The organism is Streptomyces sp. NPDC002537, assembly GCF_053594975.1.
In genome coordinates this window covers 37788-52211 of the sequence record NZ_JBSFWT010000053.1, presented here as the reverse complement: position 1 = coordinate 52211, position 14424 = coordinate 37788, and the positions used below count along the sequence as shown (strand labels likewise).

Genomic DNA, 14424 nt, shown 5'->3' with positions numbered 1-14424 from the left:
GCACGCGCCAAACCCTGGATCTGGGGCAGACCAGCCCCACCCACGCGCATCCTCAGGCGCCGTTTTGAGTACCGCCTTTGAGGAATCGAGCACTAGTAGGCGTGCGGGCCGCTCCCGGCGGCGGCCCCTGCCGGCCGGTCCCTGTCGGCCGGTCCGTCCCGGCGAGGTCATGAAGTGGTGGGGCGTGGGAGCACTCCGCGCGCCCGCCCCGGGGTGATCATCGGGGCATGGACATCACTCTTCACCTCGCACAGCAGCCGGAGGCCGACGAGCTGCTCGGCAGGAGTCCGCTCGCCGCGCTGATCGGCATGCTGCTGGACCAGCAGGTCCCCATGGAGTGGGCGTTCTCCGGCCCTTACACGATCGCGCAGCGGCTGGGGCGCGACGACCTGGACGCGTACGAGATCGCCTCGTACGGCCCGGAGGAGTTCGCCGCGCTGCTGTCGGAGAAGCCGGCGGTGCACCGTTATCCGGGGTCCATGGCCAAGCGGATCCAGCAGTTGTGCCAGTTCCTGGTCGAGCACTACGAGGGTGACGCGAGCGCGGTGTGGCGCGGTGCCGGGAGCGGGGCGGAGCTGCTGGCCCGGCTGAAGGAGCTGCCCGGCTTCGGTGATCAGAAGGCCCGGATCTTCCTGGCGCTGCTGGGCAAGCGGCTGGGCGTGGCCCCGAAGGGCTGGCGCGAGGCCGCCGGGGCGTACGGCGAGGAGGGTTCGTACCGCTCGGTCGCGGACATCACCGGGCCCGAGTCGCTCGCCAAGGTGCGGGCGCACAAGCAGGAGATGAAGCGGGCGGCCAAGGCAGCGGCGGCGGGGAAGCCGACGAAGTGATATCCGGGTTCATACCCGTCTGGACGGTGACCGCGCTCGGCTGGGCGGCGGGCCGGTTCCGGGTCCTCGGGCCGCACGCCCAGCCCGTGCTGGGCCGCTTCGCGTTCACGTTCGCCATGCCGGCGCTGCTGTTCCTCACGCTGTCCGCGGCACCGGTGGGCAAGATCGCCGATCCTGGTGTGGCGGTGTTCGCGATCGGTCTGCTCGCGGTGTTCGGCGTGGGCCTGCTGCTGTCGCGTGCGGTGTTCCGGATGCGGCCCGCCGACCGTGCGGTCAACGCGATGACGGCGTCCTATGTGAACTCCGCCAACCTCGGGATTCCCGTCGCGGTCGGCGTGCTGGGCGACACCACGTTCATCGCGGCGGCCGCGGTGTTCCAGATGCTGTTCGTCACCCCACTGATCATGGTGTTGATCGATCTGGACGTGCACCGGGGCGTCCGCGGCCAGTGGCGCCGCTTCGTCCAACTGCCCTTCCGCAACCCCGTGATCGCCGCCTCGGCGGCGGGCGTCGTGGTGTCCGCCCTCGGCTGGCGGCTGCCCGCCGAGGTGGTCCAGGCGATCCGGACGGTCGGTGGTGCGGGGGTGCCCGCCGCACTGTTCGCACTCGGCATGTCCCTGAACACCCGGGTGGCGCTGGATGCCAAGGGGATCGGCGAGCGGCTGACCCTCGTCGCGCTGAAGGTGGCCGCGCAGCCCCTGCTCGCGTACGCCCTCGGCCGCTGGGTCTTCGGCCTCGACGGGCACGCGCTGTTCGCCGTGGTGCTGTGTTCCGGGCTGCCGTCCGCGCAGAACGCCTTCATCTACGCGAGCGAGTACCGGCTGCGCACCGACGTGCCCAGGGACGTGGTGATCTGGTCCACCCTGCTGTCCCTGGTCACGCTGTCACTGATCTCCTGGCTGCTGGGGTGAGCCGCCGGTACGGCTCAGCGCACCAGGCGGGACACCGCCCGCAGCCCCGGGGCGCGCTCGCGGAGGCGTGCGAGGAGGTCGTCGGCCGCGGCGTCCAGGGCCTCGAACGGCATGGGGTCGAGCCGTTCGAGCAGGAAGAGGGCCGACGTCGTCGTCCCGGTGATCCGCGTGCGGACGCACTGGCGGTGGTTCCAGCGGCGGCAGGTGACCCCGCGGTCGTCGCACCACACGACCTCGCCGGGCTCCGGGTGCTCGACCGCGGGCGCTCCGTTCGCCACCGTGTCGAAGGGTTCGTCACCCGTCGCGCGCACCAGGCGCGGCGCGCCCTCGTACGCGGCCAGGTCCTCGCCGCCGATGGGGAGTCGGTGGGTGACGGAGACGGCGTTGTAGACGTCGACGAGGAGATTGACCTCGGGCAGGCCCGCGGCCGCCCGGCGGGCCAGGGCCTCGGCGCTGTTGCGCGTACGGCCGGGCTTGGCGCCGAACGCCGTGTACGCCTGCCGCCAGGCGGCGATGTGCGGTTCGGCCGTGACGTCCAGCTCGGCGGCGGTCGCGGCGGCGTCCTTGAGGAGGCCGCGCGACCAGGCATCGGTCGGGCCCGTCGGCAGCCCGTCCGCCGCGATCGCCAGCACGGCGAAGTCGGGCCGCAAAGCGCGCACGGCGTCGTCCACACGCACGCTCCCGGCCACCGCTTCCAGACCCGCTTCCAGATCCACCGCCATGGTCAGCCACCCTTCGTCAGTCATTTCACTGCAATCGACGGTAACACTGAACGACCGGAGCCCGAAGTTGCGCGAAGATGGGCGGCATGAGGCCCGACACGAGCGGCAATACTGCGGAAGGCATGCCCGCCGACGACAGATCCGTCATGGAAGCCGTGGCCGCCCGTGCCCGCGCGCTGCGCAAGGAACGGGGCTGGAGCCTCGACGCGCTGGCCGCCCGCGCCCACGTCAGCAAGGGCATGCTCGTCGCGCTGGAGAACGCCCGCTCCAACCCGAACCTCGCCACTCTGATCCGCCTCTGCGACGCCTTCGGCGTCCCGCTCACCGATCTGCTCCAGCAGCCCGCGACACCCCTGCTCCAGCCGTCGCCGCCCGACGAGCAGCCCGTCCTGTGGACCGGCCCCGACGGCGGCACGGGCACCCTGGTCACCGGCGCCACCCAGCCCGCGGGCGGCGAACTGTGGCACTGGCGGCTCGCACCCGGCGAGGAGCACCGGAGCGAGGCCCACCTCGCCGGGACGGTGGAGCTGCTGCACGTGCACCACGGCACCCTGACCGTCACCGTCGGCGGCCAGGAGGCCGTCCTGCCTGCCGGACACGGGCTGCGCATGGCGGGTGACCGGCCGCACACGTACGCCAACCGGGGCGCCTCCGCCGTCGCGTACACGGGCGTCGTGCTCGTCCCCCCGAACAGCTGACCGGCGGCCCGAATCGTCGATTCCGGGGCACCGACTCATGATTCACTCCCGGAATGCGGCCGATTGTCGCCTTCGCACTCCCGCGCCGTGGCTGCGCCGGGGACCACTCGCCCGGTAGGCTTTCCGTGTGATCTTCAAGCGCATCGGAAACGGGCGGCCGTACCCCGACCACGGCCGGGAGAGCACCCGGCAGTGGGCGGACGTCGCCCCCCGCCCGGTGCGGCTCGACCAGTTGGTGACCACCAAGCAGCAGCTCGATCTGGAGACGCTGCTCGCCGAGGACTCGACGTTCTACGGCGACCTCTTCGCGCACGTCGTGAAGTGGCAGGGCGACCTCTATCTGGAGGACGGTCTGCACCGCGCCGTGCGCGCCGCGCTCCAGCAGCGCCAGGTGCTGCACGCGCGCGTGCTCGAACTGGGCTGATCCGGCTGATCAGTCGACAGGTCAACGACTGACCGGCCGACGCGCCGACACCACTCCGACATCGGGCCGGCGGCCCGAATGGAGCCTGTTTCAGGCCGTTGTTCGGCCTTTCGGGTTGGGGTGGGCGAACCCATTGATCATTTAGTAGGCAGCGGCTCCGCCCAGCACTACGCTGCGCCCATGAGCATGCTCACCCCTCCCGGCATGGGCGGAAAGTACCGCATCACGGGTCGTCGGTTCCCGCACATGCGCCGCCCCAGAAATCGCCGCAGGATCGTGCTCGCCGCCGCCTCCGTCACCGCAGCGCTCGCGCTGGCCGGGTGGGGGACGCTGCAACTCGTCGACGTCTTCTCCGGCGGAGGCCAGGACACGACACAGGCGGCACACGGCAAGGGCGGCAAGAGCGCCACGGGCGGGAAGGGCGACTGCAAGGAGGGCGAGGACGCCCCCAAGCCACTGCCCAGGCCCGACGAGATCACCGTCAACGTCTACAACGCCACACCGCGCGGCGGGCTCGCCAAGATCACCGCGGATGAGCTCAAGAAGCGCGGCTTCAGGATCGGCAAAGTGGGGAACGCCCCCGAGCTCTACGACAAGAAGGTCTCGAACACGGGATTGCTGCTGGGCGCGCCGGAGGTCGCCGACGGGGCGCTGAAGGTGCTCGGCACCCAGCTCTCCGGCACCGATGTCAGGAACGACCAGCGCAGCGGCGAGGACGTCGATCTGATCCTCGGCGCCGAGTTCAAGGAGCTCTCGGCGAAACAGGACGCCGACAAGGCGCTCACCGAGATCGGCGGCGAGCCCGCGTCGGAGCCTCCGTCCCAGGAGGCCTCGCCCTCGGAGTCGGCGCACCCGAGCCCGAAGCCGTCCTCGGCGCGGGCCGTCACCAAGTGCTGAGGCCCTGACGACGCGCCGGGAAGCGCCGAGTCGTACGACAGGCCGGACGGTCGGGGGACCGTCCGGCCTGTCGGCGTTCTCAGGGGTTCCGGGGCCGTCAGCCCGCGGTGCCGTACATGCGGTCGCCCGCGTCGCCCAGGCCCGGGACGATGTAGCCGTTCTCGTTCAGACGCTCGTCCACGGAGGCGGTGACCACGGTCACCGGCGCGCCCGCCAGCTCGCGCTCCATGACCTCGACGCCCTCGGGGGCGGCCAGCAGACAGATCGCGGTGACGTCGTCCGCGCCGCGCTCGATCAGCTCGTTGATCGCCGCGACCAGCGTGCCGCCGGTGGCCAGCATCGGGTCCAGGACGTACACCTGGCGGCCCGAGAGGTCGTCGGGCATGCGCGTCGCGTACGTCTCCGCCTTGAGGGTCTCCTCGTTGCGGATCATGCCGAGGAAGCCGACCTCGGCGGTCGGCAGCAGCCGGACCATGCCGTCGAGCATGCCGAGCCCGGCGCGCAGGATCGGCACCACCAGGGGGCGGGGGTGGGACAGCTTGACGCCGGTGGTCGCCGTGACCGGGGACTCGATCTCCACCTGCTCCGTACGCACGTCGCGGGTGGCCTCGTACGCGAGCAGGGTGACCAGCTCGTCGGCGAGGCGCCGGAAGGTGGGGGAGTCCGTGCGCTTGTCGCGCAGCGTGGTGAGCTTGTGCGCCACCAGCGGGTGGTCGACGACGTGGATACGCATGACATCGACATTAACCGAGCTTTTGGGCGCCAGCTCCCGCGCGGTCGGCCCCGGCGGCCGTACGGAGCCCTCCGACAGTCTGTCGCAGCGTTGGCATCAAACCACCGTTTAGGGGGAAAGTGGGCACGTACGCCCGGTCTGTCACTCCGGGCGAAGACCTCGGCGCGAGGTGGTGACGCCCATGGCTGACCGCGAGATCCGCGAGAATCCAGACACCACGGACACGACGGACACCCCGGACCGGACGGAGACCCCGAACGCTCCGGAACCCCCCGGGCACGGCCCCGACAGCAGGACCGGGGTCCAGGAGACCCCGGGCGGGAGCGAGGACGAGAGCGACGCGGAGCGACGCCGCAGACGCGCGCAATTCCTCCGCGAGCTCAACGAGGCGAAGGAGCTGCGCGACCGGGTGCAGCCCCGCCGGGCGCGGGCCGCCCGGATGCGCCAGCAGATGCGGATGCGGACCTTCCGCTGGTGACGCGCCCGGCGGCGCGGCCGGTGACACGCCCGTACCGACGACGCCCGTATGGAGCCCACGTGAGGCACATCTCTTCGGACTGCTGCACGACGCAGCGCGGAAGACCTCTCGCAACGGCCGGGTTTCTGCCACGATTCCGAGTGGGCGGGGTGGTCCCCGTCCAGCCCGGCACCGCCTATGACCAGTGGGAGAGTCACGGTGTACTTCGCCGCACTGCTCGCGCGCACCGAAGACGGGTGGCAAGCGAGCGACACAGAACTCGACAACGTGGAAACCCTGTCCGACCTCGCCGACCTGGCCCGTGAGTCCTCGGTCGACGACGACACGGTCCTGGTGCTCATCGAGCAGGAGGACGCCTGGTTCGGTGTCGTCCGGGTGGACGGCGAGGAGGACCCCCGGGTCTACCTCTCCAACGCCGCGGCGGCCAGTCGCAACGCCTACGGCTCGCTGCTCGCCGACGAGCTCCTCGGGCGTGACCGGACCGAGAGCGACCTGGCCAGCCTCCCGGACCTGGACGGCACGGAGGACGGCGAACCCGAGCCGGACGACGACGAGGCCGACGCCCCCGACTCCGCCCTGCCCGCGCCCGCCGGTCCGCTGGGCGACCAGCTGATCCTCGACGACTACGGGGTGGGCAAGCAGGAGCTGCTGGCCTTCGACAGCGACGCGCTGAGCGGCATCGCGGAGGCGCTCGGCTGCACCGAGGTCCTGGAGGCCGTCCGCTGACGGCCCGCCGGGCGAGCTCGCGCACACTGGTGCGATGAACGAAGCCGTCGCCGGCCGCCGGCCCGACCACCGGCCCGATCCCGTACCCGCCTCCGGGCCCGATCCCGTACGGGATCCCTGGCACGCCCCGATGCGGGCCGCGCTGGCGGAGGCCGCGCTGGCCCCCGGCACCGGTGACGTACCGGTGGGCGCCGTCGTCCTGGCCCCGGACGGCACCGTCATCGGCCGCGGTCACAACGAGCGCGAGGCCACCGGCGACCCGACCGGCCACGCCGAGGTCCTCGCCATCCGCGACGCCGCGCGGGCCGTCGGCGAATGGCGCCTCACCGGCTGCACCCTGGTCGTGACCCTGGAACCCTGCACGATGTGCGCGGGCGCGATCGTCCTCTCGCGGCTGGACCGCGTCGTCTACGGCGCGGTCGACGAGAAGGCGGGCGCCGCGGGCTCCCTCTGGGACGTCGTCCGCGACCGCCGCCTCAACCACCGGCCCGAGGTGATCCAGGGCGTCCTGGCCGACGACTGCGCCGCCCTCCTCACCGACTTCTTCCGCAACCGCTGACCCGCGGCCCGCCCGCCCACCGCCCCCTCCCGAGCCCCTGCCGGACCCACCTCCGGGAACCGATTTCAGAGCACGGCCCCACGTCCGCTAAGCTCTCTCTCGGTAGCGTGTCCGAGCGGCCTAAGGAGCACGCCTCGAAAGCGTGTGTGGGGGCAACTCCACCGTGGGTTCAAATCCCACCGCTACCGCCAACGACGTCCCCCGACCTCACGGTCGGGGGACGTCTTGCTTTTGTCCCGTCCTCGGCTGTTGCCGTCTATTGCCTCGAGACGGCCACTCCGGACGGTGCCGCGCGCAGGGCAAGGCGCGTGGTAAGCAGCGTGGTGACGATGCCGAGCCCCGCGGCCGCGGCGAGGATGCCGAGGAGTTGGGCACCCGGGAGGGCCGGCACCGCCGAGCCGGTCAGGGCCAGACTGACCGGAACCAGCACCGCCGCACCGACCGCGGAGCCGAGCAGGAGCGCCAGCGCGACGACGATCACCGCCTCCCAGCACATCATGCGCATGATGTGGCGCCTCGTCGCCCCGACGAGGCGCAGCGCTGCGAACTCCTCGGCGCGGTCCATCGTGGACATCGCGAGGGTGTTGACGACGGCGATGGCCGTGAAGGAGCCGATCATGGCCAGCAGGAAGAGGGCGAAAGAGTTCGAGGCGTCGTGCTGGGCGTGCCTCCCCCGGTCGTAGGCGGCGCGGTCCTGCGGCCGTGCCATGGGGTACCGCGCGGCGAGGGCGTCGAGCCGCTGCCCGACGGCTCGGGGGTCGGCGGTCGCTGAGGCGCGCAACAGGACGGTGCCGTCCAGAGGCCCAGGGGTGTGCGGCGCGGCGAGGCCCCGGGCGGTGAGCACGTCGGCGAAGCCCTTGTCCCGCCCGTACACGGCGACGACGCGCCCGTCGGAGCGCGTGCCGTCCTCCCAGTCGACCGCCACGGTGTCCCCCACGGCGACTCCGAGGGTGCGTGCCCTGCGCTCGCCCAGCGCGATGCCCCGGCCCTGGAGGTCCGAGAGGGAACCCGATCGGACGTCCAGGTCGAGGAGGCTCTTCAGGAGTCCCGGATCCACTCCGTAGCCCGGGCCGCCATGGGTCTGTGTGTGTCCGTGGTGCTCGGCGGTGAGGACGGTCGTGATCGGCATGAGTCCGCTGACCGCCTCGACTCCGGGCACGCTCCTCGCCTCGGCAGCGAACTCGCCGGGGATGCCGATGCCGGAGCTGCGCACCACGTGGGTGGCGAGCAGGCGTTGGCGTTCCTGGTCCTGAGCGGCCTGGGCCTTGATCGGGGGAACGAACAGGAGGGTGCCGCCGAAGGAGACGGCCAGCACCAACGGCGTGACGGCAGCGGCCAGGCGCCGGTACTGGACACGGACCCCGGCGCCGGCCAGGAAGCCGCCGACGGGGAAGAGCTTGGCCACGGGCGCCCCCAGAAGGGTGCCGCCCGCGCGTGCCAGAACGGGCCCGAGGAGGGCGACGCCCAGCATCAGCACCATCACCATGCCGTCCGCGGTTCCCGCGCCCTCTCCGGAACGGCTGCGGGCCGTCGACACCAGCGGGACGGCGGCGACCGCGACGACCACGGCTCCGGCCACGGCCCTCAGCAGCCCGGCCCGCCGTGCGGGAGCGGAAGCCTCGCTCAGCACCTGAGCGGGATGGACGCGGGAGGCCCGGCGGGCGGCGATCAGGACGGCGAGCTGCGCGGCCACGATGCCCAGCGCGAGGACCGTCAGCAGTGCCGCCGGGCCGATCCTCAGCGGGAAGTCGTCCGGGATCACCCCCCGGCGGGCCAGTTCGATGCGCAGCAGCGCGGCCAGCCCGGCTCCGGCGGGAAGCCCGGGCAGCGCGGCGGCCAGGGTCACGATCAGCGTCTCGGCGGCGATCATGCGCCTCACTTGCCGCGGGGTGGCGGCGATGGCGCGCAACAGGCCGATTTCCCGGGTCCGTTGGCGCACCGACAAGGCGAGCGTGGCCGAGACCGTGAAGAGGGCGACGAACAGCGCGATGACGCCGAAGGTCCCGGCGAAGGAGCCCAGCGCGTCGCTGGGGCTCGCGATGTGCGCGAACTCCGCTTCCCCTCGTCGACCGCCCGTCCGCACGTCGGAGGCGTAGAGCTGCGAGGCCCCGGACGACGTCTTCTCGATGATCTCGCGCACCTGACCGGCCAGGTTCTCCGCGGACACGCCGGGTTTGGCGCGCAGGCCGACCGCGTCGACCGGCTGCCCGCCCCCCGCAAGCCGTACGGCTTGCTCCTGGGAGAAGAACACCGCCGCTTGACGGGGCTCCGCAAGGGGTGAGGAGGCCACGCCCACCACGGTGTAGGCGCGCGGCGGGCCCGTGGTCGCAAGGGTGACGGGAGCACCGGTCCGTACCGCGGCCCGGTCGGCCAGTGCCGCGTCGAGGGCCACCTCGTCGGCGGCGGCCGGGGCACGGCCGGACCGGAGGGTGAAGGGTCCCAGGGCGGCGCTCTGCCAGGAGTGCCCCAGGGAGGGGCCCCGGCCGGGGCCGTCGAGCACCTCACCGCCGCGGGTGATGACGCTCGCCGGGAAGGAGAACTCCGGGGTGACGGCGGAGACGGTGGGCAGCGCGCGCAGTCGGTCCAGGACCGGCTGCGCCGGAGCGATGCGGTGGCTGCCCGCGACGACGACGTCCGCGGCGGCGTAGCGCTCGGTGGGTTCGGGGGCTCCGAGGGCCGATTCCAGCAGGACACCGCAGGCGGTGATCAGGGTGAGGGCGAAGGCGAGGGCGGCGAAGGCCCCGGCGAATCCGGCCTTCCGCGCTCGTACGGTCAGCCAGGCCAAGCGCAGCATGCCGTTCACCCGTTCCCGAGACGGGTCATGCGCTCTGCCACGGATGCGGCGGTGGGAGAGTCGAGCGAGCCTGCCGGACGGCCGTCCGCGAGGAAGAGAACGCTGTCGGCGTATGAGGCTGCCACGGGGTCGTGCGTGACCATGATGACCGTCTGCCGCAGGGCTTTGACCGATTCGCTCAGCAGCAAGAGGATCTCGCGTCCGGTGGTGGTGTCGAGCGCGCCGGTCGGCTCGTCGGCGAAGACGACTTCCGGTCGGCCGATCAGGGCCCGGGCGATGGCCACTCGCTGTTGCTGGCCGCCGGAGAGCTGGGCGGGGCGGTGCCCGGCACGGGCGTCGAGGCCCGTGCGCCGCAGGATCTGCGCGAGCCACGTGCGGTCGGCTTTCCGGCGGGACAGCCGCAGGGGCAGGGTGATGTTCTGCTCGACGGTCAGGGAGGGCAGCAGGTTGAACGCCTGGAAGACGAAGCCGATCCGCTCCCGCCGCAGCGCGGTGCGGGCCGTCTCGTCGAGGGCGGCGAGGTCCGTACCGGCTAATCGGACCGTTCCCGACGTGGGCCGGTCGAGACCGGCCGCGCAGTGCAGGAAGGTGCTCTTGCCGGACCCCGATGGCCCCATCACGGCGGTGAAACTCCCGCGTGGGAAGGACATGGAGACCTCGCGCAGGGCGTGGACCGCCTGTGCGCCTTTCCCGTACACCTTGCTCACCGTCTCCAACGCAACAGCGGCCTCGGGTAAGCCCGTCACGTCCCTCGCGTCGCAGCCATGGGGGGACCCCGGCTCATGTGACAGCAATTGTCTACTCCTGTCGTGTGCTGCCTCATGCTAAGCCGCCTCGCAGCCGCGTGACGCCGACCCACTCATGACGCTCCGTCAGTTAGCGATGCCGCACGCAGCCCGCCAACAGGGCCTTTCCTGCGCCTGGTTCGAGAACTCCGGCCGTCCCGCGCTCACGACGTGACCTGATGTCATGCATCCGGATCACGGGCGGCCCCCGGGCGACCACCGACGCCGGCACTCCGCTTCGCCCACCCTCCCCACGCCCCCGACCGTCGGCCGTGCATTCTTTGACCAATCAGAGCACTTCCCTTTACTTCCACTTCCCCACGGGACCCCCTACCCTCAAAGGTCCCGGATCCGGCAGCGGGGGCCGAAACCTGCCGCCACGGGCATTCGAACTGCAGTCGCAGCGAACAGGCCAACCGGAGAGAAGACCGGGCATCGGACATTTCGCCGCCAATTAATCTTCCGCTCCCCCGGCGCCCACACGCGACACCCGTGCACCACCACGCCCCCCACACCCACGCCCACCTGGCGCGATCCACCGAACCGCCACCCCGGGACGAGGCGAAGAAGATCGCTCCGGGTGCGGGCAGATGATCTTGCATTGTGCGGCACAGTATTTCAGCCACGTAAACAAGACCCCCTTGCAGCACACTGCATGGCGTGTGAATCATGAGGCACATCGGTGAATGCGAAAACATCGGCACCGATTCGGCGTCAATAGTGCAGCGACTGCAGAGCCGGGGGGAGCACACGATGGACCAGCGATATGACGCGTACTGCATGGCCGACCCGATCTTTTACGACTCGCCCACCGAGCTCAAAGAGGAAAACCTCGGCTTCAGTGTCGCGGAAGGTCCCGTGCCCGAGGGCTGGCAGCGATTCGAGCAGGACGACTGGCTCGTATATCGACCGGACGGCCCGCGCGGCCCTTTGCAGGGCTGGAAAATTCACGCATCGGCTCGACGCGACAATGCCGAGAAGATCATCGAAGCGGCCTGGAACTACTGCATACCGCGCCGCATCCCCTTCAAGTTCCTCCGCGGCCGCCAAGTGCACCACACGCGCAACATGAAGTACGCGCCCCGCGGCGGAAGCGGCAAGCTCATCACCATCTACCCGGCGGACGATCGCCAGTTCCGCGAGATACTGGAAGATCTCGACCGGGAGGTGGGCGGCGAGCCGGGACCGTACATCCTGAGCGATCTGCGTTGGGGCGCCGGCCCCTTGTACGTCCGCTACGGCGGTTTCGTCGAACGTCATGTCGTCTCGGCGAAGGGGGTTCTGGAGCAGGCAATCGAAGACCCGGACGGGGTACTCGTACCGGACCGCCGGGAACCTTCCTTCCACCTGCCGCCGTGGGTGCCGTTGCCGGACTTCCTGCAGCCGCACCTGACCGCGGTGAAAGCCACCGCGGTCGGGGACCTTCCCTATCGCATCGACCGTGCGCTGCATTTCTCCAACGGCGGCGGAATCTATGTCGGCGAGGACAAGCGCACCGGCGAGAAGGTGATCCTCAAGGAGGCCCGTCCGCACGCGGGCCTGACCACCGACGGAGCGGACGCTGTCGCGCGCCTGGCCCGGGAGAAGGACATCCTGGAACGCCTCGCGGGACTCTCCGGCGTCCCCCGCGTCCACGGCTGCTTCCAACTGGGCGATCACCACTTCCTCGTGCAGGAATTCATCGAGGGGCGGCCGCTCAACAAGTTCTTCGCGGAACGCTATCCGCTCAACGGCTGCACCACGGATGAACAAGAAGTCGCCGATTACACCGCGTGGGCCCTCGATATCTGCCGGCAGGTGGAACAGGCGGTCGCCGATGTGCACGGGCGTGACGTCGTCTTCGGGGACCTCCACCCGTTCAACGTCATGGTCCGGCCCGACAACACGGTCGCTCTGATCGACTTCGAGGTCGCCGCGCTCGTGCACGAGAAAATCAGGCCCACCTTGGGAAACCCGGCCTTCGCGGCACCCCGCGACCGCACCGGATTCGGTATCGACCAATATTCTCTCGGCTGCCTGCGGCTGTCGCTCTTCCTGCCGATCACCGCGCTGCTGCGCCAGGGAGCGGAGAAGGTGACCCAGCTCGCCGAGGAAATAGCAGAACTCTTTCCCGTGCCGCGCGAATTCCTCGACACCGCTGTGCGGGATGTCCTCGGCAAGCACTCCGGCGCCGGAACCCCGGGCTTCGTGAACGGTCCGGCGGCAAAGGCCACTTCGCCGCACGGCGGCACTGCGACAGAGTCGCCGCACCCCGCCCGGCTGCTCCGCCTCCCGACGGACGCGTTCCCATGGGAGACGCTGCGCACGTCCATGGCCGATGCCATTCTGGCGAGCGCGACACCGGACCGGGACGACCGGCTCTTCCCGGGAGACATAGCCCAGTTCAGGACCGGCGGTCTGAACCTGGCCCACGGCGCGGCCGGTGTACTCTACGCGCTCGACATCACCGGCGCGGGCCGTTTCCCCGAGCATGAGGAGTGGCTGCTGGCACACGCCGCCCGGCGCGACCAGCGGGCCCGGCTCGGCTTCTACGACGGGCTGCACGGCGTCTCGTACGTACTCGAACGCCTCGGCCACCGCGCGAAGGCATTGGAGATCCTGGAGCTCTGTCTGGCGGAGAACTGGGAAGCCCTCGGCAACGACCTCCAGTCCGGCCTGTCCGGCATCGGGCTCAACCTCGTTCACTTCGCCCGGGCCACCGGCGACCCCGCCCTGCGACAGACCGCGCTGCGGGCCGCGGACCTGGTCGCGGACCGGCTCGGCAAAGAGGACGACGTGGCAACGGTATCCGGCGGCAAGCAACCGCACGCCGGACTGCTGCAAGGGTCCTCCGGACCGGCACTGTTCTTCGTCCGTCTCTACGAAGACACCGGCGACACGGCCTTCCTCGACCTCGCGGCCACCGCGCTCGGTCAGGACCTGCGACGGTGTCTGACCCGCGACGACGGGGCCGTGCACGTCAACGAGGGCTGGCGTTCCATGCCGTACCTCGCGACCGGCAGCGCCGGCGTGGCCCTGGCACTCCAGGCCTACCTGCGGCACCGCACCGAAGAGCGCTTCGTCACCGCGGGCGCGGGCATGAGGCACTCCTCGACGGCGCCCTTCTACGTCCAGTCCGGGCTCTTCAACGGACGTGCGGGAATCCTCGCGCACCTCGCCGCGGTCTCGCGCTCCCGGACCCCCGCGGCGGACCCCGCCGTGACCGCGCACATCCGCGCGCTGTCCTGGCACGCCCTCTCCCACCAAGGACACCTGGCCTTCCCGGGAGAACAGTTGCTGAGGCTTTCGATGGATCTCGCCACCGGGACAGCAGGCGTCCTGCTCGCGATCGGCGCGGCTCTGCACGACAGCCCCGTGCACTTGCCGTTCCTCGCGCCGGGCGCCGGCCCCGGGCTGTCGAACGGCCGCTGACGGCCGAGTGCGGGGGCTTCCGAACCGTCCCCGCCGCTCCCCAGACTCCCCTCCGGTGACGGAGGGGGCCCACAAGGGCACCACGCGACAACTCATTCGGAAGGAGGTGACCCCACATGTCTCTGCTCGACCTTCAGGCGATGGAGCTTCCCGCCGAGGCGGAGGAGCTGATCCCCATGGGCAGCGGTAACAGCACCGACTGCAGCAACTCCAGCTGGCTGTGGTGCAACTGACACCGAACCGTCCCACCCGTCCGACCCGTACAACAGGAGGCAATCATGTCCCTGCTCGACCTTCAGGCGATGGAGCTTCCCGCCGAGGCGGAGGAGCTGATCCCCATGGGCAGCGGTAACAGCTCCGACTGCAGCAACTCCAGCTGGCTGTGGTGCAACTGACACCAGTCCGGTGTCGGTGAGCTGACTGCTCAGCGATAGCCATACAGCTCGGCTGGACGAAGTC

The 14424-nt window shown here is 70.9% G+C and carries 15 protein-coding genes and 1 tRNA gene; 12 read left to right on the top strand and 4 right to left on the bottom strand.

Annotated elements, in window-relative coordinates:
• Window positions 1-227 precede the first annotated feature (227 nt).
• Together ACWD4A_RS22940 and ACWD4A_RS22935 are read left to right on the top strand one after the other, a co-directional pair.
• A complete protein-coding gene (locus ACWD4A_RS22940) occupies window positions 228-827 on the top strand; it encodes an HhH-GPD-type base excision DNA repair protein (RefSeq protein ID WP_451196729.1) in 600 nt (199 codons plus the stop codon).
• A complete protein-coding gene (locus tag ACWD4A_RS22935; protein ID WP_451196727.1) occupies window positions 824-1738 on the top strand; it encodes an AEC family transporter in 915 nt (304 codons plus the stop codon). The genes ACWD4A_RS22940 and ACWD4A_RS22935 overlap by 4 nt, the downstream gene beginning before the upstream one ends.
• A gap of 14 nt (window positions 1739-1752) precedes the next feature.
• On the opposite strand, the gene ACWD4A_RS22930 is transcribed toward ACWD4A_RS22935, so the two are convergent.
• Window positions 1753-2484: a B3/B4 domain-containing protein gene (locus tag ACWD4A_RS22930; RefSeq protein WP_451196724.1), complete on the bottom strand. Its 732-nt coding sequence runs from the start codon at window positions 2482-2484 to the stop codon at window positions 1753-1755.
• A gap of 62 nt (window positions 2485-2546) precedes the next feature.
• On the opposite strand from ACWD4A_RS22930, the gene ACWD4A_RS22925 reads away from it, so the two are divergent.
• The 3 genes from ACWD4A_RS22925 (at window position 2547) to ACWD4A_RS22915 (ending at window position 4479) form a co-directional block, all read left to right on the top strand.
• A complete protein-coding gene (locus tag ACWD4A_RS22925) occupies window positions 2547-3158 on the top strand; it encodes a helix-turn-helix domain-containing protein (protein ID WP_451196722.1) in 612 nt (203 codons plus the stop codon).
• A 127-nt stretch (window positions 3159-3285) separates the two neighbouring features.
• Complete coding sequence (locus tag ACWD4A_RS22920; RefSeq protein WP_003986294.1) at window positions 3286-3582, top strand: type II toxin-antitoxin system VapB family antitoxin; 297 nt, start codon at window positions 3286-3288, stop codon at window positions 3580-3582.
• Window positions 3583-3762: 180 nt separating this feature from the next.
• Window positions 3763-4479 (top strand): LytR C-terminal domain-containing protein, encoded by a 717-nt coding sequence (locus tag ACWD4A_RS22915; RefSeq protein ID WP_451196719.1) that lies wholly within the window; start codon window positions 3763-3765, stop codon window positions 4477-4479.
• 97 nt (window positions 4480-4576) lie between these two features.
• Here the strand turns inward: ACWD4A_RS22915 and upp are convergent, their stop codons facing one another.
• Window positions 4577-5212: a uracil phosphoribosyltransferase gene (gene upp / locus ACWD4A_RS22910; RefSeq protein WP_451196717.1), complete on the bottom strand. Its 636-nt coding sequence runs from the start codon at window positions 5210-5212 to the stop codon at window positions 4577-4579.
• 181 nt (window positions 5213-5393) lie between these two features.
• Here upp and ACWD4A_RS22905 point away from each other — a divergent pair, with 181 nt between their 5' ends.
• The 4 genes from ACWD4A_RS22905 to ACWD4A_RS22890 all read left to right on the top strand — a co-directional run bounded on the left by ACWD4A_RS22905 (window position 5394) and on the right by ACWD4A_RS22890 (window position 7166).
• Window positions 5394-5690, top strand: a complete 297-nt coding sequence (locus tag ACWD4A_RS22905; protein WP_451196715.1) for a hypothetical protein — start codon at window positions 5394-5396, stop codon at window positions 5688-5690.
• Between the two features lie 198 nt (window positions 5691-5888).
• Window positions 5889-6416: a tRNA adenosine deaminase-associated protein gene (locus tag ACWD4A_RS22900; RefSeq protein ID WP_451196714.1), complete on the top strand. Its 528-nt coding sequence runs from the start codon at window positions 5889-5891 to the stop codon at window positions 6414-6416.
• Window positions 6417-6450: 34 nt separating this feature from the next.
• Window positions 6451-6975 (top strand): tRNA adenosine(34) deaminase TadA, encoded by a 525-nt coding sequence (gene tadA / locus ACWD4A_RS22895; RefSeq protein ID WP_451196712.1) that lies wholly within the window; start codon window positions 6451-6453, stop codon window positions 6973-6975.
• 101 nt (window positions 6976-7076) lie between these two features.
• Window positions 7077-7166 (top strand) — tRNA-Ser (locus ACWD4A_RS22890).
• A gap of 65 nt (window positions 7167-7231) precedes the next feature.
• On the opposite strand, the gene ACWD4A_RS22885 is transcribed toward ACWD4A_RS22890, so the two are convergent.
• Together ACWD4A_RS22885 and ACWD4A_RS22880 are read right to left on the bottom strand one after the other, a co-directional pair.
• Complete coding sequence (locus ACWD4A_RS22885; RefSeq protein WP_451196710.1) at window positions 7232-9769, bottom strand: ABC transporter permease; 2538 nt, start codon at window positions 9767-9769, stop codon at window positions 7232-7234.
• Window positions 9770-9774: 5 nt separating this feature from the next.
• Window positions 9775-10485 carry an ABC transporter ATP-binding protein gene (locus ACWD4A_RS22880; RefSeq protein ID WP_451196732.1) on the bottom strand — a complete coding sequence of 237 codons (711 nt, stop codon included), beginning with the start codon at window positions 10483-10485 and terminating at the stop codon, window positions 9775-9777.
• Between the two features lie 738 nt (window positions 10486-11223).
• Here ACWD4A_RS22880 and lanKC point away from each other — a divergent pair.
• The 3 genes from lanKC (at window position 11224) to ACWD4A_RS22865 (ending at window position 14360) form a co-directional block, all read left to right on the top strand.
• Complete coding sequence (gene lanKC, locus ACWD4A_RS22875) at window positions 11224-13965, top strand: class III lanthionine synthetase LanKC (protein ID WP_451196707.1); 2742 nt, start codon at window positions 11224-11226, stop codon at window positions 13963-13965.
• 116 nt (window positions 13966-14081) lie between these two features.
• A complete protein-coding gene (locus ACWD4A_RS22870) occupies window positions 14082-14198 on the top strand; it encodes a SapB/AmfS family lanthipeptide (RefSeq protein WP_451196704.1) in 117 nt (38 codons plus the stop codon).
• Between the two features lie 45 nt (window positions 14199-14243).
• A complete protein-coding gene (locus ACWD4A_RS22865; RefSeq protein WP_451196703.1) occupies window positions 14244-14360 on the top strand; it encodes a SapB/AmfS family lanthipeptide in 117 nt (38 codons plus the stop codon).
• Window positions 14361-14424: the final 64 nt, after the last annotated feature.